We start from the raw sequence: 21,392 nt of genomic DNA on the forward strand, positions 1-21,392 counted from the left end.
CCTTCGGATTCCCTGACCCTACACTTCCTGATAGATCCTGGCGCCGTCCTTGCGGAACTCCTCGGCCTTCTCCTGCATGCCGGTCTCGATGGCGTCTTCCAGGTTGTCGAGCTGGTGCGCGCGGGCATAGTCGCGCACGTCCTGGGTGATCTTCATGGAGCAGAAATGCGGGCCGCACATGGAGCAGAAGTGCGCCACCTTGTGCGAGTCGTGGGGCATGGTCTGGTCGTGGAACTCGCGCGCGCGCTCCGGGTCCAGGGCCAGGTTGAACTGGTCCTCCCAGCGGAACTCGAAGCGGGCCTTGGACATGGCGTTGTCGCGGACCTGCGCCCCGGGCAGGCCCTTGGCCAGGTCGGCGCCGTGGGCGGCGATCTTGTAGGTGATGATGCCGTCGCGCACGTCCTGCTTGTTCGGCAGCCCAAGGTGCTCCTTGGGCGTGACATAGCAGAGCATGGCGGTGCCATACCAGCCGATATTGGCCGCGCCGATGCCCGAGGTGATGTGGTCGTAGGCCGGGGCGATGTCGGTGATCAGCGGTCCGAGGGTGTAGAAGGGCGCCTCGTAGCAGTCCTTGAGCTCCTTGGTGACGTTCTCCTGCACCATCTGCAGCGGCACGTGGCCGGGGCCCTCGATCATCACCTGCACGTCCTGCTCCCAGGCGAATTTCGTCAGCTCGCCCAGGGTTTCGAGCTCGGCGAACTGGGCGCGGTCGTTGGCATCGGCCAGGCTGCCGGGGCGCAGGCCGTCACCAAGGCTGAAGGCCACGTCATAGGCCTGCATGATCTCGCAGATCTCGCCGAAGTGGGTGTAGAGGAAGTTCTCCTGGTGATGCGCCAGGCACCACTTGGCCAGGATGGAGCCGCCGCGGGAGACGATGCCGGTGACGCGATCGGCCGTGAGCGGGATGTAGCGCAGCAGCACGCCGGCATGGATGGTGAAGTAGTCGACGCCCTGCTCGGCCTGCTCGATGAGGGTGTCGCGGAACATCTCCCAGGTCAGCTCCTCGGCCTTGCCGTCCACCTTCTCCAGGGCCTGGTAGATGGGCACGGTGCCGATGGGCATGGGCGCGTTGCGCAGGATCCACTCGCGGGTCTCGTGGATGTTCTTGCCGGTGGACAGGTCCATCAGGGTGTCACCGCCCCAGCGCGCGGACCAGACCATCTTCTCCACCTCCTCCTCGATGCTGGAGGTGACCGCCGAGTTGCCGATGTTGGTGTTGATCTTCACGCGGAAGTTGCGGCCGATGATCATCGGCTCCAGCTCCGGGTGATTGATGTTGGCCGGGATGATGGCGCGGCCGCGGGCGACCTCGTCGCGGACGAACTCCGGCGTGATGGTCTCGGGCAGGCCGGCGCCGAAGGACTCGCCACGGTGCTGGCGCAGCAGCTTCGCGTAGCGGGGGTCGGCGCGCAGCGCATCGAGACGCATGTTCTCGCGGATGGCGACGTACTCCATCTCAGGCGTGATCAGGCCCCGGCGCGCATAGTGCATCTGGGTGACGTTGGCGCCGGGCCTGGCCCGACGCGGCGTGCGGATGTGCTCGAAGCGCAGGTGCGCCAGCCGCGGGTCGCTTTGTCGGCGGCGGCCGAACTCGGAGCTGGGGCCGTCGAGCAGCTCGGTGTCGCCGCGTTCCTCGATCCAGGCGCCGCGCACGTCCGGCAGGCCGGCCAGCAGGTCGATCTGCGCCTCGGGGTCCGAGTAGGGGCCGGAGGTGTCGTAGACGAACACCGGCGGATTCTCTTCCCGGTCGGCGCTGGTGAGGGTCGGCGTCTGGGCGATCTCGCGCATGGGCACGCGGATGTCCGGCCGCGAGCCGGTCACATAGTGCTTTCGGGAGGCGGGAAAGGGCTTGGTGACCTCGTCGGACAGACGTGCCGTGGTCTGGAGAAACTCTGCAGGGATGGCGCTCATGTCGGTACCTCGGAAAGGGGCGTTCCGACTGCGCGCGACCGATGCCGGATCGGCGCGCAGTCTGGGCGTGGTCTGTTTACAGTCCGAGACACCGGGGAGGTACGCGTGGCCTGGATGCCAGGTGCCGGCGGCTGAGCCGTCGGCGATCGCGCGCTTCCCTCCGCCGGTATGGTCCGGATCAGGTTCAAGGGGACTGTCTCAGCCCGCCCACGCGGGCACCCCCAGCACGGTAGCCGATCAAGCTATAGAAAGCGCCGGCGGATTTCAACCCGTGGCGATGTAGCGTGTCAGGTCGTCGATGGTGATCTGCTGCTCGCGAATGATGGCGGCCACCAGGTCGCCGATGGAGATCAGCCCCACCAGCTCGCGGTCCGTCATGACCGGCAGATGTCGGGTGCGATACTCGGTGATCAGGGCTATGCAGGCATCGCTGTCGGTACCGAGGGCTACCCGGGGGATGTCGGTGCGCATGATGTCGCGCACCCGCGTATCTCTGGACGAGCGGCCCAGCAGCGCGACACCTCGGGCATATTGCCGCTCCGAGATCAGGCCCACCACGTCGGCGCCCTCCATGACCACCAGTGCGCCGATGTCATGGGTCGCCATTTCGCCGATGGCGTCCAGAACGCTGGCATCCGCGTCGATGGTCCAGACTTGGTGGCCCTTGTGCTCAAGGATCTGTTGTACGGTGATCATGGGCGTTCTCCGTCGTGGCTGTTTCTCACGCGACTTCCTGCGCTATTTCCAGCGATTTATCCTACAAAGATAGACAACTTTTCCCATGCATCGGCTGTTGTGGTGCGGGTTCCGCGGCAACGGCCTCGTGGTGGCCGCGGGGATTGATTGATTTTGGCAATTTAAAATCTTTATATAATTTATAATGATAATACATGCCGGTCCGCATATGAGAAAGTTGGTCCTTTCAGCATTTTCCCTGCGGGGCAGGATGCCTCGCCATTTATAGCCAGGAGGCCAATAAATCAGCGTCCCTCTAGAGTGGCGATCAGGCCGGTGATCGGCCGCATATCATGACAAGCGTGGATGGAGTAACTGAATCATGTCTCGATACGTGGAAGTGGGCGGTCTGCAGGTCGCCAGACCCCTGTATGATCTGGTGGCGGATGAGATCGCGCCGGGCACCGGCGTGACCGCGGAGGCCTTCTGGGCCGCGCTGGCGGATATCGTTGCCGAACTCGGGCCGCGCACCCGTGCGCTGCTTGAGCGGCGCGACGCGCTGCAGGCGCAGATCGACCAATGGCACCGGGGCCATCGCGGCCAGCCGTTCGACTTGCCGGCCTACCGCGATTTTCTGACCGGGATCGGCTATCTCGAGCCCGAGGGTCCGGACTTCACCGTGACCACGGCCGATGTGGATCCGGAGATCGCCAGCGTGGCCGGCCCGCAATTGGTGGTACCGGTGAACAACGCCCGCTACGCCCTCAACGCGGCCAATGCCCGCTGGGGCAGCCTGTATGACGCCCTCTACGGCTGCGACGCCATTGCCGAGGACGATGGTGCCGAGCGGACGGCGGGTTTCAACCCGGTGCGGGGCGCACGGGTGGTGGCCTATGCAAACGAGTTCCTGGACCTGCATCTGCCGCTGACCGACGGGGGATCTCATGCCCGGGTCAGCGCCTATCGTGTGGCGGGCGGCGCCTTGGTGGCCGAGGCGATGGACGGCACCGCGCTCGGGCTGGCGGATCCGGCCCAGTTCGTCGGTTATCAGGGGGCAGCCGACGCGCCGACGGCGATCCTGCTGCGGCACCACGGCCTGCACGTGGAACTGCTGGTGGATCGTGACCATCCCATCGGCAGCACCAGTCCGTCCGGGGTCAGGGACCTGGTGCTGGAGGCAGCGGTGACGGCGATCCAGGATTGTGAGGACTCGGTGGCCGCCGTCGACGCCGAAGACAAGGTGGTGGTCTACCGCAACTGGCTCGGGCTGATGCGCGGCGACCTGACCGCCAGCTTCAGCAAGGACGGCGCGACCCGCGAGCGCCGGCTGAACGCCGACCGCGTCTACACGGCCGCCGACGGCGGCACACTGAACCTGCCCGGTCGCAGCCTGATGCTGGTGCGCAACGTCGGCCACCTGATGACCACCGACGCGGTGCTGACTGCCGACGGTGCCGAGATCCCGGAGGGCATCCTCGACGGCATGGTGACCGTGCTGGCGGCCATGCACGACCTGAACGGTCTGGGCGCTTTGCGCAACAGCCGCACCGGCAGCGTCTACATCGTCAAGCCCAAGATGCACGGCCCGGACGAGGTGCAGCTGGCGGTGGATCTGTTCGCCCGCATCGAGGACGCCCTGGGTCTGCCGCGCAATACCCTCAAGATCGGTATCATGGACGAGGAACGGCGCACCACGGTGAACCTGAAGGAGTGCATCCGCCGCGCCAGTGAGCGGGTGATCTTCATCAATACCGGCTTTCTTGATCGGACCGGCGACGAGATGCACACGAGCATGGAGGCCGGCCCGATGCTGCGCAAGGGCGCCATGAAGACCGCTCCCTGGCTGCTGGCCTACGAGGACTGGAACGTCGATGTCGGTCTGACCTGCGGGCTGCGCGGGCATGCCCAGATTGGCAAGGGCATGTGGACGGCGCCGGACGAGATGCGCGCCATGATCGAGGCCAAGGCCGCCCATCCCCAGGCCGGTGCCAGCTGCGCCTGGGTGCCGTCGCCCACCGGCGCGACCCTGCACGCCATGCACTACCACCAGGTGGATGTGGCCGCGCGTCAGGCGGAACTGCTGGCGGGCGGCCGTCGCGCCACCCTGGAGGCCATTCTGACCATCCCGGTGGCGGCGCCGGAGGCCGTGGCGGGCTGGTCGGCGCAGGACATCCAGCAGGAACTGGACAACAACTGCCAGGGCATTCTCGGCTACGTGGTGCGCTGGATCGACCAGGGCATCGGCTGCTCCAAGGTGCCGGACATCACCGACGTTGGCCTGATGGAAGACCGCGCCACCCTGCGCATCTCCAGCCAGCACATCGCCAACTGGCTGCACCACGGCGTTGTCCAGCGGGACCAGGTCATGGCCAGCCTCAGGCGCATGGCCGAGGTGGTTGATCGCCAGAATGCCGCGGACCCTCTCTACCGGCCGATGGCCCCCGGGTTCGACGGCGTCGCCTTCCAGGCCGCGTGCGACCTGATCTTCAACGGCCGCGATGAGCCCAACGGCTACACCGAGCCGGCCCTGCACCGCCGCCGCCGCGAGCGCAAGGCGCAGGGCTGAGTGTTGCGGTGACGGCGTGCCCGGCTGCCCGGGCACGCCGTTCACCGCTGACTTGCCGGCCCCCGCGTTTCCGGCCCCCGTGTTTCCGGCTCTGGCCGGCGGACATGGCCGCATCGGCGCGCCTCGCTATAGCTGTTGCGAATGAGCTTTCGGTTTTCGTGGGTTGGGTGTAGGCGGTCTGGGGGCGCCGTGAATACATCCATGTAGGCTTCACGATCGCATCCCTGCGATCGAGACCCCAGAGCGCCGACACCCAACCCACTCAAGCCGGGTCGGCTTAGGTTCCTTGCTTGATCTGATCGTAGGCGGCGAGGGCCTCTGCACGGGAGCCCTTGAGGTCGACCACCGGCAGCGGGTAGTCCGTGCCGAGGCGGACGCCGCAGGGCTGCAGCAGGGCGGTCGGCGCCTCCCACGGCTGATGGATGAACTTGTCCGGCAGCCGGTTCAGCTCCGGGCACCAGCGACGCACGTAGCGGCCCTTCGGGTCGAAGCGCTCGCCCTGGCGCACGGGATTGAAGATGCGAAAGTAGGGCGCCGCATCGGCGCCGCTGCCGGCGCTCCATTGCCAGCCCTGGGTGTTGCTGGCCAGATCGGCGTCCACCAGGGTGTCCCAGAACCAGCGCGCGCCCTGTTGCCACGACAGCCGCAGGTTCTTGGTCAGCAGCGACGCCACGATCATGCGCACGCGGTTGTGCATCCAGCCGGTGTGCCAGAGCTCGCGCATGCCGGCATCGACGATGGGGATGCCGGTGCGGCCCTGCTGCCAGGCCCGCAGCAGCGCGTCTTGCGGATCGTCGCGCCACGGGAAGGAGCTGAACTTGGGGTCCAGCGGCGCGTCGGTGGTCTGCGGAAAGTGATACAGCAGTTGCAGGCTGAAGTCGCGCCAGCCCAGTTCGCGCAGGTAATGCGCGCGGTCGTCCTCGCTGTCGCGCCGGTCGTTCGCGCCGCCGTCCTGTGCCCCGCCGATTGTCGCCAGCAGCTGCCGCGGTCCGATCTCGCCCCAATGCAGATGGGGCGACAGCATCGAGGTGCCGTGTTCCGCGGGCAGGTCTCGGCCCTCGCGGTACCCGTGCACGGGGCCGGCCAGAAAGGCCCGCAGCCGCGCCGCGGCGCCGGCCTCGCCGGGTTGCCAGGTGGCGTCAAGCCCTGCGTCCCACCGGATCCTGGGCAGCAGCCCCAGGGCATCCACGCCCAGGGATGGGATGTCTGCCGCCACCGGCGGCAGGGCGTCCGGTCTCGGCAGCGGCCGACCGACCTGGTCGAGCTGGCCGACGCAGCGGCGCCAGTAGGGCGTGAACACCCGGTAGGGCGCGCCGGCGCCGGTCTGCACCTGCCAGGGCTCCAGCAGCATGGCCGCGTTGAAGCTGTCGCAGGCGATGCCGTCCGCCCGCAGGGCCTGTTTGACGGCGGTGTCGCGGCGGATGGTGGCCGGGTCGTAGAGGCGGTTCCACAGGCAGTGCGTCGCGCCAGTCTGCCCGATCAGGCCGCGCAGGGTAGCAAGGCTGTCGCCGCGGGCAATGATCAGTCGGGAGCCGAGCCCCGCCAGGTCCTTGGCCAGGGCCGACAGGCTGTGGTGCAGCCACCAGCACGATGCCGCCCCGGGCTCCCAGGGTGCCTCTTCATGCGGCGCATGGATGTAGACCGGGACGACGCGCTCGCACCGCGCCAGGGCCTCGGACAGGGCCGGGTTGTCGGTCAGGCGCAGGTCGCGGCGCAGCCAGAGGATGGCGGTGTCGGGCATGGGGCTGGGCGGGCAGCAGGCCGGTGCCGGCGGCGATCAGTCGCTGAAGATCTGATCGAAGAAGCCCTGCATCTGGGCCCAGGAGCGGCTGTCCGCCTCGGCGTCGTAGCGCAGGGCATCGATGCCGTAATCGCCGGCGGCAGGGTTGGTGAAGGCATGGCGGGCATCACTATAGACCACCAGTTGCCAGTCGGCGCCCGCTGTCTGCAGGGATTGCTGGAAGGCGGCGACTCGCTCCGCCGGCACGAAGGGGTCCTCGAAGCCGTGGGCGGCCAGGATGCTGGCCTTGATGTCGCTGTCTTCCGGCGCCGGCGGCAGTGAGCCGTGCAGGCTGACCACGCCGTCGAGGTTGGCGCCGGCATAGGCCATCTGCAGCACCGTGGCACCGCCGAAGCAGTAGCCGACGGCGGCGAGTTTGTCGGTGTCCACGCGCGGGTCGGCCTTCAGAGCCTCCAGTCCGGCCAGGGCCCGCGCCCGCCAGTCCTCGACGTTGGCGGTGATCTGCTGCATCCAGCCCTTGGCGTCCGGGGCGTGGCGGGTCACCCGCTGGTCGCCGTACATGTCGATGGCGAAGGCAACGTAGCCCAGTTCCGCCAGCATGCGGGCGCGCTGCCTGGCGTAGTCGTTCAGCCCCCACCACTCGTGGGCGACGATGACGCCGGGGCGCTTGCCCTCGATGCTGTCGTCATAGACCAGGTGGCCCTTCAGCGTGCTGTCGCCGTGGCTGTATTCAACGGTCTCGGTCTGGATTGCGGCGCCGGCGGCGGCCGGAATCAACAGTGCGGCGAACAGGGCAGCGGGTGCAAGGATCTGCATGCGGGTCTCCTCGGGCATTGGGGGCTTGAGCGCGCCTTGTGATTTGATTCGGGACCTTCTATGCTGCAGCGCAGCAATGCGGTCTGAAGGCCGGTTGCCTGACTGTCACTGAGCCAGTCTCAGAGCCAGCCCGGCAGCAGGCCGCCAATCAGGCATGGCCGATCAACTCGTCAATATGGGTGCTGACGCAGCGTCCCAAGGCCGAGAGGTTGTAGCCGCCTTCCAGACAGGAGACGATGCGTCCGCCGGCGTGACGCTCGGCCAGATCGTGCAACTGCTTGGTGATCCAGGCGTAATCCGCCTCGCGCAGATTGAAGTGGGCCATGTCGTCCTCGGCGTGGCCGTCGAAGCCGGCGGAGACCATCACCAGTTGCGGCGCGAAGGCCTCCAGTCGCGGCAGCCAGTCCCGCTCGATGGCGGCGCGGAAGGCGGTCCCGTCGGTGCGCGATGGCAACGGCGTATTGATGATGTTGGGGCCCTTGGGTTCGGCGCTGCCGCCGGGATAGAACGGATACTGGAAGCTGGAGCAGAACAGGACATGCTCGTTGCCGGCGAAGATATCTTCGGTGCCATTGCCGTGATGCACGTCGAAGTCGATGATGGCGATGCGCTCGATGCCGTACCGGTCCATGGCGTGGAAGGCGCCAATGGCCACGTTGTTGAAGAAGCAGAAGCCCATGGCCGCATGGCGTTCGGCGTGGTGGCCCGGCGGGCGCACGGCGCAGAAGGCGGCGTGATGCTTGTCGCCCATCACCAGATCCACCGCCAGCGTGGCGGCACCGGCGGCATGCAGGGCCGCGTCGAGGGTACCGATGCACATGGCGGTGTCGCCATCGACCCAGGACAGGGTGTCCGCGGCGCTCGGGGCGCTGGCGAAGATCATGTCCACGTAATCTGCGTCGTGGGCGCGCAGTAGCTGCTCGCGGGTGGCCTTGGGTGCGTCATAATGGGTCACCAGCATCTCGATGCCGGAGGCAATCATGCGATCACTGATGGCGTGCAGCCGCTCGGGCACCTCCACATGGTGCGCGCCCATCTTGTGTTCGTGGCAGGCCTGGTGTGAGATGTAGGCTAGGTTCATCGCGGTCCCCCTGTTTTTCGCCAATATCCAAGCTTCAGCCATTGCTGTCAAATGCCCCGGCGAGCCGGGGCCGCCCAACCGTCAAGTCTGTCGAGGTTTCATTGCGATGCGTCTCACCGATGTCGATCAATTGTTCGTGCCGGATAATGTCGCCGTGTTCGGCGCCAGCGACGGCGAGGGGTCGGTGGCCGGCATGGTCTACCGCAACTTGCTGGCGGCGGACTTCAAGGGACAATGCTACGCCATCAATCCGAAGTACGACGAGGTGGCCGGCCGCCCCTGCTACAAGGATCTGGCGGCGCTGGACAAGCACATCGACCTGGCGCTGATCGCCACCCCGGCGCAGCATGTCGCGGGCATCCTGGACCAGTGCGGCGACTATGGCGTGCGCGCCGCAGTGATCCACTCGGCGGGCTTTGCCGAGCACGGCGAGCGCGGCTCCGTGCTGCAGGAGCGGCTGGTGGAGGCAGCCCGGCGCAATCGCATCCGCGTGCTCGGACCGAACTGCCTGGGGGTGATGCGCCCGTCCCATGGCCTCAATGCCAGCTTCCACAACGCCATGCCGAAGCGCGGCAATGTCGCGCTGGTGTCGCAATCCGGCGCCATCTGTGCCGCCATGCTGGACTGGGCAGCGCCGCGCAATGTGGGGTTCTCGACGGTGGTGTCCATGGGCGCGGCGGCGGACGTGGACTTCGGCGACGTGCTGGATTATCTGGCGCTGGACTCCCAGACCCAGAGCATCCTGCTGTACGTGGAGGGCATCCGCGACGCACGCCGCTTCATGAGCGGACTGCGGGCGGCGGCGCGGCTGAAGCCGGTGATCGTGGTCAAGGGCGGCCGGCATCCGGCGGGGTCGCGGGCGGCCATGTCCCACACCGGCGCCTTCGTCGGCGAGATGGAGGTGTTCAGCGCGGCCATGGAACGCAGCGGCGGCGTCATCGTCGAGCGCCTGTGGCAGTTGTTCGCGGCGGCCCAGGTGTTCGGCGCCGGCCGGCCCTTTGCCGGCAACCGGCTGGCCATCGTCACCAACGGCGGCGGGCCGGGGGTGTTGGCGGCGGACCGTGCCGTCGAACAGGGCCTGGCGCTGGCGCAGTTCACCGACCAGACCCGCGAGGTGCTGAGCAAGGCGTTGCCGGCGCACTGGTCCCATGGCAATCCGGTGGACGTGATCGGCGATGCCTCGGCGGAGCGTTACCGCGCCGCCGTCGACGCCTGCCTCGCGGACGAGAACGTGGACTGCCTGCTGGTGCTGCTGTCGCCCATGGCCACCTGGCAACCGACGGCGGTGGCCGAGCAGGTGATCGAGGCGGCAAAGAAATCGCGCAAGCCGGTGCTCACCTGCTGGATGGGCGAGGACCGCGTCGCCGAGGCCCATGCGCTGTTTTCCCAGCACGGCATCCCGCACCTGGATTCGCCGGATCTGGTCATCGACGCCATCTCCTACCTGGCGCAGCACCGCCGCAATCAGGGCCTGCTGGTGCAATCGCCGGGGCCCTTGTCCCAGCAGCTCACGCCGGACGTCGAAGGGGCGCGGCTGATCATCGAGGGCGTCATGGCGGAGGGGCGCAAGATCCTCGGCACCATCGAGGCCAAGGCCATCCTGTCGGCCTTCCGCATCCCCACCACCCAGGCGGTGCTGTCGCGCAGCCCCAACGAGGCCCTGATGGCGGCCCAGGCGCTGGGCTTTCCGGTGGTGATGAAGATCAGCTCGCCGGACATCCTGCACAAGTCCGACGTGGATGGCGTGCGGCTGGGGCTGAATGATGCCCAGACCATCCGTCGCGCCTACACCGAGCTGGTGGAGCGCGCCGGGCGGTTGCGTCCGGAGGCGCGCATCGACGGCGTGACAGTGGAGCACATGGTGCCGACGCGGGCGGCGCGCGAGCTGATGGTGGGCGTGGCGCGCGATCCCATCTTCGGCCCGGTGATCAGCTTTGGCGCCGGCGGCACCGACATGGAGGTGCTCGGCGACCGGGCGCTGGGGCTGCCGCCGCTGAACGCCTTCATCATCCAGACCATGATCGAGCACACCCGGGTGGCGCGCCTGATGGGGGCCTTCAGCCACATGCCGCCGATGAACCGCCAGGCCCTGTCGCGCATCCTGCAGCGGGTCTCGGAGATGGTGTGCGAGCTGCCGGAGATCCTGGAGATGGAGATCAACCCGCTGATCGGCAACGACCTGGAGGTCATTGCCGTGGATGCCCGCATCCGCGTGGCCTATCGGCCGCCACAGCAGTCGCTGTACGGTCACATGGCCATTCACCCCTACCCGCAGCACCTGATCGAGCGGGTGCCGCTGCCCGACGGCACCGATCTGATCATTCGCCCGATTCGGCCGGAGGACGCTGAACTGGAGCAGAGCTTCGTGCGCGGGCTGTCGGAGCAGACCAAGTATTTCCGCTTCATGCAGGCGATCAAGGAATTGACGCCGGAGATGCTGGTGCGCTTCACCCAGATCGACTACGACCGCGAGATGGCGCTGGTCGGGGTCATCGAGGACGGCGGCCAGGAGACCGAGGTGGGGGTCGCCCGCTATATGTCGCGTCCCGGCGGCGACACCTGCGAGTTCGCCATCGTCGTCTCCGACGCCAGCAGCGGCCGCGGCATTGGCGCCCGCCTGATGCGCTCGCTGATGCAGAACGCGCGCAACAAGGGCCTGCGCATCATGGAAGGGGAGGTGCTGACCGCCAATCACCGCATGCTGGCGCTGATGAAGTCACTGGGCTTCCGCATCGAGACCGACCGGCACGATCCAAGCATCAAGCTGGTGTCCGCGGTGCTGTAGCTGTTCGCCGATCCGGCTGCGGCGGGCTCAGGAAATGAGCCACCCCGGTGCTAGACTGCGATGCAGTTGAAAACCGGGGGTGCAGGATGACGGGGGAGACGGCGCAAAGCGGGCGCGAGGGCGCGGGTGTGGAGCGGTTGCTGTCGGGATTCCGGCGCCGGTACAGCGGGCGCATCACCGGTGAACTGGCGATGCCGGCCCTGCCGGCGCGGTTTGCGCCGCTGCCGGACGACCTGCATCCGCGGCTGCGTGAGGCCTTGATGGCGCGCGGGCTGAACCGGCTCTACAGCCATCAGCGCGCCGCCTGGGACCTGGCGCGGGAGGGCCGCCATCTGGTGGCGGCCACGCCGACGGCATCCGGCAAGACGCTCTGCTACAACCTGCCCGTGATCGACGCGGTGCTGAGCCGCGGCGCCAAGGCGCTCTATCTGTTCCCCACCAAGGCCCTGGCCCAGGACCAGGTGGCCGAGCTCACAGAGCTGAATCACTGGCCGGGGGCCGGGGACGGCGGTCTCGGCATCAAGGCCTTCACCTTCGACGGCGACACGCCCGGCGACGCGCGCAAGGCGGTGCGCACCCGCGGCGACATCGTGCTGTCCAACCCGGACATGCTGCACCAGGCCATCCTGCCGCACCACACCAAGTGGGCGCAGTTCTTCGAGTCGCTGGCCTTCATCGTTGTCGACGAGCTGCACAGCTACCGCGGCGTCTTCGGCTCGCATGTGGCCAATGTCTTCCGGCGCCTGCAGCGCATCTGCCGCTTCTATGGCGCCGCGCCGCGCTTCATCTTCGCCTCGGCCACCATCGCCAATCCGGCGGAGCTGGCCTCCCGGCTGGTGGGCGAGCCCGTCGCCGCGGTGACCGACAGCGGGGCACCGCGCGGGGCGAGGCATCTGCTGCTCTGGAATCCGCCGGTCATCGACCCCGATCTCGGCATCCGTGCCTCGGCCCGCTCCCAGACCACGCGCATCGCCCGCGCCGCCACCAAGGCCGGGCTCAAGAACATCGTCTTCGCGCGCTCGCGGCTCATGGTGGAGGTGATCACCAAGTACCTCAAAGACGTCTTCGACCGCGATCCGCGCCGGCCGCCGCGGGTGCTGGCCTACCGCGGCGGCTACCTGCCCAGCGAGCGCCGTGCCACCGAGCGCGCCCTGCGGGCCGGGCGCGTGGACTGCGTGGTGAGCACCTCGGCGCTGGAGCTCGGCGTGGACATCGGCGCCCTGGACGTCGCGGTGCTGAACGGCTACCCGGGCACCATCGCTGCCACCTGGCAGCGGCTCGGTCGCGCCGGGCGGCGTAACCGGCCCAGCCTGGGCGTGCTGGTGGCCACCAGCGATCCGCTGGACCAGTACATGGTGCGGCATCCGGAGTTCTTTCTCGGCGCCTCGCCGGAGCATGCGCGCATCCATCCCGATCAGCTGCTGATCCTGATGGACCATGTGCGCTGCGCCGCCTTCGAGCTGCCGTTCCAGGACGGCGAGGGCTTTGGCGCCGATTGCCGAGAGGACATCGCCGAGATGCTGGCCTATCTGCGCGACGAGGGCGTGCTGCAGCGCCAGGGCGGGCGCTGGTTCTGGGTGGCGGACAGCTATCCGGCCAATGCCGTGTCGCTGCGCTCGGTGGCGGAGGGCAACTTCGTCGTCATCGACATCGGCGAGGGCAGGCAGACCATCATTGCCGAGGTGGACTACTCGAGCGCCCCCGGCACCCTGTATGAGGGCGCCATCTACATGGTCCAGTCACAGCCCTACCAGGTGGAGCGGCTGGACTGGGTCGGGCGCAAGGCCTTCGTGCGCAAGACCCGCGCCGACTACTACACCGACGCCATCGACTACACCAGGCTCAAGATCCTCGAGCGCTTCGAGCGCCGCCCGCTGGGTGCCGAACCGGGTGCCGAGGCCCCGGCCAGGGCCCGCGCCGCGGTGGCCCAGGGCGAGGTGCACCTGGTGCGCCGTTATCCGGGCTACAAGAAGATCCGCTACTACAGCCACGACAACATCGGCTATGGCAACATCGACCTGCCGGATCAGGAGATGCACACCACGGCGGTCTGGTGGCAGGTGCATCCGCAGGCGCTGGAGCAGGCGCTGCCGAACCGGGAGCGGGCCATCGAAGGCTTCCTTGGCGCCGCCTATGCGCTGCACCATGTGGCTGCGCTGCGCGTCATGGCCGAGATCCCGGACCTGGGCCGTGCCGTCGGCGACGGGCAGGGCAGCTGGTTCGCCGTGGTTGGCAACGATGGTCGCGGCCAGTTGCGTGGACCCGACAACGAGCCCCTGGACATGGGCGCCCCGGCGGCTGATCGATTCCAGCCGACGCTGTTCCTGTACGACAACTACCCGGGCGGCGTCGGCCTGTCCGGGCCCTTGTTCGATGCGGCACCCGAGCTGGTGCAGGATGCCATCGGTCTGGTCTCGGCCTGCGCCTGCACCGCCGGTTGTCCGGCCTGCGTCGGTCCGGTGCTGTCCGGCGACGAGCAGCCCGCCCACGATCGGAACCGGGGCCCGAACCAGGGCCCGAAGGCCATGGCGCTGACGGTGTTGGGGTTGTTGCGCGCCCCCGCTGCTGACCGCGACAACGGGCCGGCGGATGAGGCTCGCCCGATGCCGGCGGCCGGCGGGCAGAATGGGGACTCGACGACGCATTAGCCATGGCGAGCCTGTCTGATCGATTACGGCGGTTGCGCTCCGCCAGCCCGGAGCCGCCGGCGCCCGAGGGGCCTCCCGGCGGAGCGGAAAGCGAAGGGTCCGACGCTGGTGCGCGTCCGTCCCTGGCCGAGCGGCTGCGCTGTCTGGACCCCGTTCGCCGCCGTACGCCCTCGCGGCAAGCGCCGGACGAATCGGCCCTGGCGGACGCCCTGGGCGCCGAGATCGTCGCGCCCGGCGTGCTGCGGCTTCAGCGCCGCTGGCCCCTGGTGCGTCGCCATGGCCGCTGCGGGCTGAAAGACTGCGCGGCGGCGATGCCCTATCTGCTGGCCCCGGCAGCGGATTCGGCGCAGGGTTCCTCAACGGCTCCGGCAGCAACCACGGCAGCAAGTCTGGCAACGACAAGCCCGGCGACCTGGGCCTTCATCGACACCGAGACCAGCGGGCTGGCCGGCGGCACCGGCACCTGGGTGTTCGTCTGTGGCATCGCCCGCCTGTGCGGTGATGCTCTGTTGCTGCGGCAATGGCTGCTGACGCGGCTGGACGCAGAGGCGTCGATGCTACGGTTGCTGGCGGAGGAACTCGTCCAGACCAGCCTGCTGATCAGTTACAACGGCAAGGGCTTCGACCTGCCGCTGCTGACCACCCGCTTTCGCCTCGCCGCCGGGCCCGACACGCCCGTGCCGGCGCTGGATGCCATCGCCCACCTCGATCTGCTGTATCCGGTGCGTCGGTCCTTCGCCCGTTGCTGGCCGGATTGTCGGCTGTCCAGCGTCGAGCAGCGCCTGCTGGGTTTTACACGTATTGATGACATGCCCGGCGCCGAGGCCCCGGCGGCCTGGCTGGACTGGCTGCGCCGGGGCGACGGCGGCCGGCTTGGTGCGGTGTTGCGCCATAATCGGCTCGACCTGATCTCGCTGGCGGCGCTGGTGCCGGCCCTGGTCCGGGTGGAACAGGAGCCGGCGGCGCACGGCGCGGATGTTGGCGCCATTGCCCGGGGGCGGCTACAGCGCGGCGACGCCGTGGGCGCCCGCATCTTGCTGCAGTCTGCCGCGCCGACCCTGCCCTCGGCGGATCTGCTGCTGTTGGCGACGCTGTATCGGCGCAGTGGGTTGTGGCCGCAGGCGTTGTCGCTGTGGAACCGACTGGCGGCGGCGGATGAACCTGCGGCGCTGGAGGCCTTGGCCAAGTACTACGAGCATCGCCAGCACGATCCTCGGCAGGCGATGGTGTTCGCCCGGCGCTTGCCGGCCGGACCGGAGCGGACGCGCCGCTGCGACAGGCTGGGCAAGAAAGTGCGCCATCAGGTCTCGTTGCCGCTGTTGTAGTCCTCTATCCAGCCGTGAAATCCCGACATCCCCACAAGGCGGGTATATAATCGCCACATCCACGCACGGTGCCGCTCCGCGCGGTGCAGGCGCGTGTACTATCAACGGGGGGGACGATGAAGATCAAGGTCTTGCTGGTGGATGATCATCGCATGGTGCGCGATGGACTGGGTGCGCTGTTGGCGCAGGAGGCGGATATCGAGGTGGTCGCCTTCGCCAGCGATGGCGAGGAGGCGGTGACCCTGGCCCATGCATGGAAGCCGGATGTGGTGCTGATGGACATCTGCATGCCGCGACTCAGCGGTATCGATGCCGCTGCGCAGATCGTCAAGTCACTGCCGAAGACCCGGGTCATCGCCTTGTCCGCCCAGGGCGAATGGCCGTTCGTGTCGCAGATGATGGCGGCCGGGGTATGCGGTTATGTGCAGAAGGAGCAGTCTGTCACCGAACTGGCGGCGACCATCCGCGCGGCGATGGCCGGTGAGATGCGCCTGCCGGAGTTGCCGCCGCCGACCCGGCTCGCTAACGGTACGGAGAAGCGCAGCCTGTCGCGGCGCGAGCGGCTGGTGCTGAAGGAACTGGGCGCGGGCAAGCCGGCGCGCGAGGTGGCCCAGGCCATGGGGATCAGCACCAAGACCGTGGACACCTACCGCAGGCGCATGATGATCAAGCTCGGCCTGCAGTGCCAGACGGAACTGATGAAGTACGCCGTCACGCTGCATGGCGCCGGGGATCTCCCGGCGACTCAGGAGTAGGCAGGGCGGAGGCGTGTGGCGGGTCCAGATCAGGGCTGCCAGACGGGTTCGCGCGGGGGGAGCGGCAGCGCGGGGCGCGCGTTGGTGAACCAGTGCATCAGCGGCGAGTCGTTGGTTGGCCACTGGCCCTTGCGCTGGATGTCCGGCGCCTTGCCCCGGAAGGCCAGATAGCCGTATTTGCCGTAGTGAGGCAGCTTGCGCGCCAGCCCGGGCAGGGCCTCGGGCGTTGATGTGGCTACCCAGCCCAGCGCCTGCCGGTCGCGCCAGGCGGTCAGCACCAGGCTGGCTGCGCCGTTGGCGTCCTGCTGAGCGCTGGTGCCGAGGGTTTCGCCTGCCAGCACCACCTGCCGTTGTGGCGGGTTCAGCGCGATGGCTGGGTTGGCGGCGGCCAGTTCGGGCAGGAAGCGGTTCTCCCAGCCGAGCAGCCAGACCGGCCGGTCAGTGGGCAAGGCCTGCAGCTCGGTGTCCAGCGCCGTGGTCCAGCCCGTCCGGCCCTGCAGCCAGGCCCGCGCCAGCGCCAGGTAGCCGTCGCGCAGGGCGGCCGGGGCCGCCGCCGGCAGCAGGATCAGGCCGCCGTCGGCGCCAAACAGGTTGCTCAGGGCCACCGGCGATTCTGCCGCAGAAAGCCGCCGAAAGGTCTCGAAGCGGGGGTCGACGGCCACGCGCACGGGCGCCGACGGCAGATCCAGCGTGAAGGTCCCCTGGCCGTCGTCGAGCTCCACCGTGCTGACCTCGACCTGGCCGCCGTCGGCATGGGCGACAACGGGCACGGCCATGGGCAGGGCAGGGCCCGGCTGGGTCTGCTCGATGCGCCCGCTGACCTGGTGGGAGCCGTCGGGCCTGGGCCTGGACTGCACCTCGACCAGGCTGAGCTCCGCCGCGCCGGTGCGTCGGGTCCAGGCATCGAAGAACGGTTGCAGATCGCGATTGCTGACGGACTCGAACGCCTGCTGCAGGTCGTCGAGCGAGGCAACGCGGAACCGGTTGTCGGCATAGAACCGCTGCAGGCCGGCGCGAAAGGTCTCATCGCCCAGCAAGGTGCGCAACATGTGGGTGGTCATCAGCATCTTGCCATAGCCCACCGCCTGTGAGGCGGTGCCATGACGGCCGCGGAAGGCGGTCAGCGGAAAGTCGGCGTCGCCGTCCACATAGTCGGCGTAGGCCTTGAGCTGGTCGCGCCGGTAGTCCGCACCGCGCCCGTCGAGCTCCTGGTTCAGGTGGTCCGCCAGGTAGGCGGTGAGGCCCTCGCTCCAGTTGCCGGATGCGTAGTCGATGTAGACGCTGTTGCCCCACCAGTTGTGCAGGATCTCGTGGGGGTAGGAGGTGTGCAGGATGAATGGCAGCCGCAGCACGCGCGAGCCCAGCAGGGTGAAGGACGGCATGCCGTAGCCGGTCTCCCAGAAGTTTTCCACCAGCGCGAACTTGGCGTAGGGGTAGGGGCCGATGAGCCCGCTGTAGCGGTCCAGATAGGTGGCGGTGGCGTCCAGGTAGCGTGCCGCCAGGGCGTCGTCCGGCAGCCGCAGGTAGACCTGCGCCTCGCCATGGGCGGTGGGCCGGCGGTAGAGCTTGAAGCGGCCGGCGCTGAGGTGGATCTGGTCCTGGGGCAGCGCCTCTTGCCATTGCATGCAGGCCTCGCCGGCGTTGCCGTTCAGCACGGGTCCGGCGCCCTGTGACACGGCGAGCCAGCCCGGCGGCAGGCACAGGTCCAGCGTGAAGCGCAGCAGGGTGTCGTCGATGCGCGGATACCAGCCGCTGTAGCCGTTGAGATAGACGCCGTCCGGCTCGATGGTGCCGATGGACTGCATGCGGCTGCGGCCCATGCCCTCGCGCACCGTCTGCATGGGATGCCGGATGCTGCCGGCATAGCGCAGGCTGACGGGGTCGGAGCCCTTGCGGCTGAGGCGAAAGCGCTCCAGGTGGCCAGTGTGACCGATGCGCTCCAGCACGGCGTTGCCGGAGATCACCTCGGGGCGCAGGCCCTCGTGCAGCCAGAACACCACCTGTCCGACATCGGCCGGCAGGGTCAGGATGTCGGTGACGCTGATGTGGCCGGTCTCCGGCACGAGGCGCGCCTGGAGTCGATGGGTGACGATGGCGTCGTCGTCGGCCCGGGCCGTCGGGGCCGCCAGGGAAATGGCGGGCAGCGCGGCCATCAGTACGGCTGGCAGCACCAGGCAGACCAGCAGCCAAGGGCGGAGGAGGGGCTTCAGACCGTGTCGGGACATCACTTTTGGACGGATCATGGGGCGGGTGGGGAATTGGTCTTGGATGACCCCATCATCTAGGTAAATGCTGATCAATTCAGCATTTCCCATGCGGGGCAGGAGGCCCCGCCAATTTTAGCGGCGGAAGCCGCTGAAATTGAAGCGATTCGGAAATCGCATTTTCGAATCGCGTGCTGATTTTTGGCCAGGAGGCCAATAAATCAGCGTCTCACTGGATCAGGGTTCAACAATCTCAGCGGGGCCTCCATTGATTTCAGACAACACAAGCAGGTTTTCTCCCGTCGCCGGCCGGGCGCTCTTGCCGTTGCTGCTATGCCTGTGGGGCATGCCGGCGCTGGCGGACGACGCAGAACCGGCCACGGCACCGGCGGAGTCGACGCCGCCGGCCGCAGCGGCTCCAGCAGACCAGGCGGACCAGGCCGACGCGCTGCCGAGCCCGCAGACGGCGGTGATCGATTCCGCCACCATCACCGGGCTGGATGCCTTGCTGGAGCGCATCGCCGATCGGCGCGTGGTCTTCGTGGGCGAGAGTCACGACGCCTACGAGGATCACCTGAATCAGCTGGCGATCATCCAGGGCCTGCACCAGCGCGGCAAGGCCGTGGGCATCGGCATGGAGTTCTTCCAGCAGCCATTCCAGCCCTATCTGGACGCCTATGTCGCTGGAGAGCTGGATGAGGCAGAGCTGCTGCGGCAGACGGAGTATTTCGAGCGCTGGCGCTTCGACTACCGGCTGTACCGACCGATCCTGCGCTACGCGCGCGAACATGGGCTGCCCCTGGTGGCGCTGAACATCGAGCGCGAGATCACCGAAAAGGTGGGCGACGGCGGCATTGACGCGCTGACCGAGGCCGAGCGGGCGCGCATCCCCGCGGAGATCGATCGCGACGACGTGCACTACCGTGGCCGCATCAAGGCGGTATTCGACATGCATCCGAAGGACGACGATGCCGCGTTCGAGCGGTTCCTGGACGTGCAGCTGCTGTGGGACGAGGGCATGGCCGAGCGTGCCGCTGACTGGCTCCAGGGCAATCCGGACAAGACCCTGGTGGTGCTGGCCGGGGTGGGGCATGTGGAGTACGGCCACGGCATCCCGTCGCGGGTGACGCGCCGCGTCGACGTGCCGGCGGTCACCGTGGTCAGCGGCGCTGGGCGACCCTTCGACCCGGCCATGGCCGACTTCGTGCTGTATCCCAGCCAGGTCGATCTGCCCCGCACTGGCCTGCTGGGCGTGATGCTGGAGACCGAGCCCGACGGCGAGGGCCTGGGCGTGCAGGCCTTTGCCGAGACCAGCGGCGCCAAGGACGCCGGGGTCAAGCAGGGTGACCGCATCGTGCGCGTGGGTGACAGCCCCATCGCGAGCTATGCCGACATCCGCATCGCACTGATGGACAGCCGGCCCGGGCAGCGGCTGCCGGTGGAGATCCGGCGCCAGTCGTTGCTCGGCGGCACCGAGTTGCTGCGCTTTGAGGTGGAACTGCATTGATCGCCGATGCGGCCAGGCCCTGCCGGGGGGCGGCATGAGCGCGCTGTCGGCTTCTTCAGGCGACCAGCCGCGCCCCGAGCTGCTGGCCCCCGCCGGCACCCTGAAGAACCTGCGCTATGCGCTGGCCTACGGCGCCGATGCGGTCTATGCCGGGGTTCCACGCTACAGCCTGCGGGTACGCAACAACGACTTCGACTTGGCCACCCTGGCCACGGGCATCGCCGCCACCCACGCGCAGGGGCGGCGTTTCTACCTGGCCGCCAACGTCATGCCGCACGGCGCCAAGCTGAAGACCTTCATGGACGACATGGCGCCGGTGGTGGCGCTGGGGCCGGATGCGCTGATCATGGCCGATCCGGGTCTGATCCTGCTGGTGCGCGAGCGCTGGCCGGAGCTGGACGTGCACCTGTCGGTGCAGGCCAATACCACCAATGCCGCGGCGGTGCGCTTCTGGCAGCAGCAGGGCGTCCGGCGGGTGATCCTGTCGCGGGAGCTCTCGCTGGCGGAGATCGCCGAGATCCGGCAGGCCTGCCCCGACATGGAGCTCGAGGTCTTCGTCCACGGTGCGCTTTGCATCGCCTACTCCGGCCGCTGCCTGCTGTCCGGCTATTTCAACCGACGCGATGCCAACCAGGGCACCTGCACCAACGCCTGTCGCTGGGAGTACCGGGTGGGTCAGGCCCAGTCGCCGGATCAGTCGCCGGATCAGCCACCGGATCAGCCGCCAGACCAGCTGCCGGCCGATACCCGGCATCCGGCCGCAGACGAGGTCTGGCTGCTGGAGGAGGCACAGCGTCCGGGCGAGTATCTGCCGGTGTTCGAGGACGAGCACGGCACCTACATCATGAACGCCAAGGATCTGCGGGCGGTGGAGCACGTCGAGCGCCTGACGGCCATGGGCATCGACTGCCTGAAGATCGAGGGCCGCACCAAGTCCCACTATTACGCTGCCCGCAGCACCTGGGTGTACCGCCAGGCCATCGACGATGCCGCCGCCGGCCGTCCGTTTCGGCCGGAGCTGCTGGCGGCGCTGGAGGGGCTGGCCAACCGCGGTTACACCGAGGGCTTCTACCGGCGCCACGCCCCGTCGGAATTGCAGAACTACGACGACGGTGCCTCGCGCGACCAGCGCAGCATCTTCGTCGGCGAGGTGAGCGGCGGCGATGCCGGTCTGGCGGAGATCGAGGTCAGGAACCGCTTCGCCGTCGGCGACGAGCTGGAACTGCTGACGCCGTCCGGCGCGACGCGCTTCCGGCTGCGGCGGATGCTGGACATGGCCGGCAATTGCATCGACGTCGCCCCCGGTTCCGGCTGGCGGGTGCGGGTGGAACTGCCCAGGGCGGATGCCACCCTGGGCCTGCTGTCGCGGATGCTCTGA

At 68.3% G+C, this 21,392-nt stretch carries 13 protein-coding genes and 1 riboswitch; of the genes, 7 read left to right on the plus strand and 6 right to left on the minus strand.

Annotated features, from left to right (window positions below):
• Window positions 1-18: 18 nt before the first annotated feature.
• Both thiC and F2Q65_RS03475 read right to left on the minus strand, forming a co-directional pair.
• A complete protein-coding gene (gene thiC, locus F2Q65_RS03470) occupies window positions 19-1,911 on the minus strand; it encodes a phosphomethylpyrimidine synthase ThiC (RefSeq protein ID WP_150090452.1) in 1,893 nt (630 codons plus the stop codon).
• 138 nt (window positions 1,912-2,049) lie between these two features.
• Window positions 2,050-2,144, minus strand: a riboswitch (TPP riboswitch).
• Window positions 2,145-2,175: 31 nt separating this feature from the next.
• Window positions 2,176-2,607: a CBS domain-containing protein gene (locus tag F2Q65_RS03475; RefSeq protein WP_150090454.1), complete on the minus strand. Its 432-nt coding sequence runs from the start codon at window positions 2,605-2,607 to the stop codon at window positions 2,176-2,178.
• A gap of 361 nt (window positions 2,608-2,968) precedes the next feature.
• On the opposite strand from F2Q65_RS03475, the gene F2Q65_RS03480 reads away from it, so the two are divergent.
• Entirely contained in the window at window positions 2,969-5,152 is a 2,184-nt protein-coding gene (locus F2Q65_RS03480) for a malate synthase G (RefSeq protein ID WP_150090456.1), read from the plus strand.
• 277 nt (window positions 5,153-5,429) lie between these two features.
• On the opposite strand, the gene F2Q65_RS03485 is transcribed toward F2Q65_RS03480, so the two are convergent.
• The 3 genes from F2Q65_RS03485 to F2Q65_RS03495 form a co-directional block, all read right to left on the minus strand.
• Window positions 5,430-6,893, minus strand: coding sequence for a cryptochrome/photolyase family protein (locus F2Q65_RS03485; protein WP_150090458.1), 1,464 nt, complete (start codon window positions 6,891-6,893; stop codon window positions 5,430-5,432).
• A 36-nt stretch (window positions 6,894-6,929) separates the two neighbouring features.
• Window positions 6,930-7,709: a dienelactone hydrolase family protein gene (locus F2Q65_RS03490; RefSeq protein ID WP_150090460.1), complete on the minus strand. Its 780-nt coding sequence runs from the start codon at window positions 7,707-7,709 to the stop codon at window positions 6,930-6,932.
• A gap of 148 nt (window positions 7,710-7,857) precedes the next feature.
• The gene (locus F2Q65_RS03495; protein ID WP_150090462.1) at window positions 7,858-8,790 is read right to left on the minus strand and encodes a histone deacetylase family protein; all 933 of its coding nucleotides are present in this window, start codon (window positions 8,788-8,790) and stop codon (window positions 7,858-7,860) included.
• 106 nt (window positions 8,791-8,896) lie between these two features.
• Between F2Q65_RS03495 and F2Q65_RS03500 the strand changes: the two genes are divergently transcribed.
• The 4 genes from F2Q65_RS03500 (at window position 8,897) to F2Q65_RS03515 (ending at window position 16,303) form a co-directional block, all read left to right on the plus strand.
• The gene (locus F2Q65_RS03500) at window positions 8,897-11,575 is read left to right on the plus strand and encodes a bifunctional acetate--CoA ligase family protein/GNAT family N-acetyltransferase (RefSeq protein WP_150090463.1); all 2,679 of its coding nucleotides are present in this window, start codon (window positions 8,897-8,899) and stop codon (window positions 11,573-11,575) included.
• Window positions 11,576-11,661: 86 nt separating this feature from the next.
• Window positions 11,662-14,223, plus strand: coding sequence for a DEAD/DEAH box helicase (locus F2Q65_RS03505; protein ID WP_150090465.1), 2,562 nt, complete (start codon window positions 11,662-11,664; stop codon window positions 14,221-14,223).
• Between the two features lie 2 nt (window positions 14,224-14,225).
• Window positions 14,226-15,548 (plus strand): ribonuclease H-like domain-containing protein, encoded by a 1,323-nt coding sequence (locus F2Q65_RS03510; RefSeq protein ID WP_150090467.1) that lies wholly within the window; start codon window positions 14,226-14,228, stop codon window positions 15,546-15,548.
• Between the two features lie 116 nt (window positions 15,549-15,664).
• Window positions 15,665-16,303, plus strand: a complete 639-nt coding sequence (locus F2Q65_RS03515; RefSeq protein ID WP_150090470.1) for a response regulator — start codon at window positions 15,665-15,667, stop codon at window positions 16,301-16,303.
• Between the two features lie 29 nt (window positions 16,304-16,332).
• Here F2Q65_RS03515 and F2Q65_RS03520 read toward each other — a convergent pair whose 3' ends face one another.
• Window positions 16,333-18,528 (minus strand): M1 family metallopeptidase, encoded by a 2,196-nt coding sequence (locus F2Q65_RS03520; protein ID WP_150090472.1) that lies wholly within the window; start codon window positions 18,526-18,528, stop codon window positions 16,333-16,335.
• 298 nt (window positions 18,529-18,826) lie between these two features.
• On the opposite strand from F2Q65_RS03520, the gene F2Q65_RS03525 reads away from it, so the two are divergent.
• Window positions 18,827-20,014 (plus strand): ChaN family lipoprotein, encoded by a 1,188-nt coding sequence (locus F2Q65_RS03525; protein WP_246155947.1) that lies wholly within the window; start codon window positions 18,827-18,829, stop codon window positions 20,012-20,014.
• A gap of 34 nt (window positions 20,015-20,048) precedes the next feature.
• Entirely contained in the window at window positions 20,049-21,392 is a 1,344-nt protein-coding gene (gene trhP, locus F2Q65_RS03530) for a prephenate-dependent tRNA uridine(34) hydroxylase TrhP (RefSeq protein WP_150090474.1), read from the plus strand.

The sequence above is a fragment of the Thiohalocapsa marina genome, assembly GCF_008632335.1.
Taxonomy (GTDB): domain Bacteria; phylum Pseudomonadota; class Gammaproteobacteria; order Chromatiales; family Chromatiaceae; genus Thiohalocapsa; species Thiohalocapsa marina.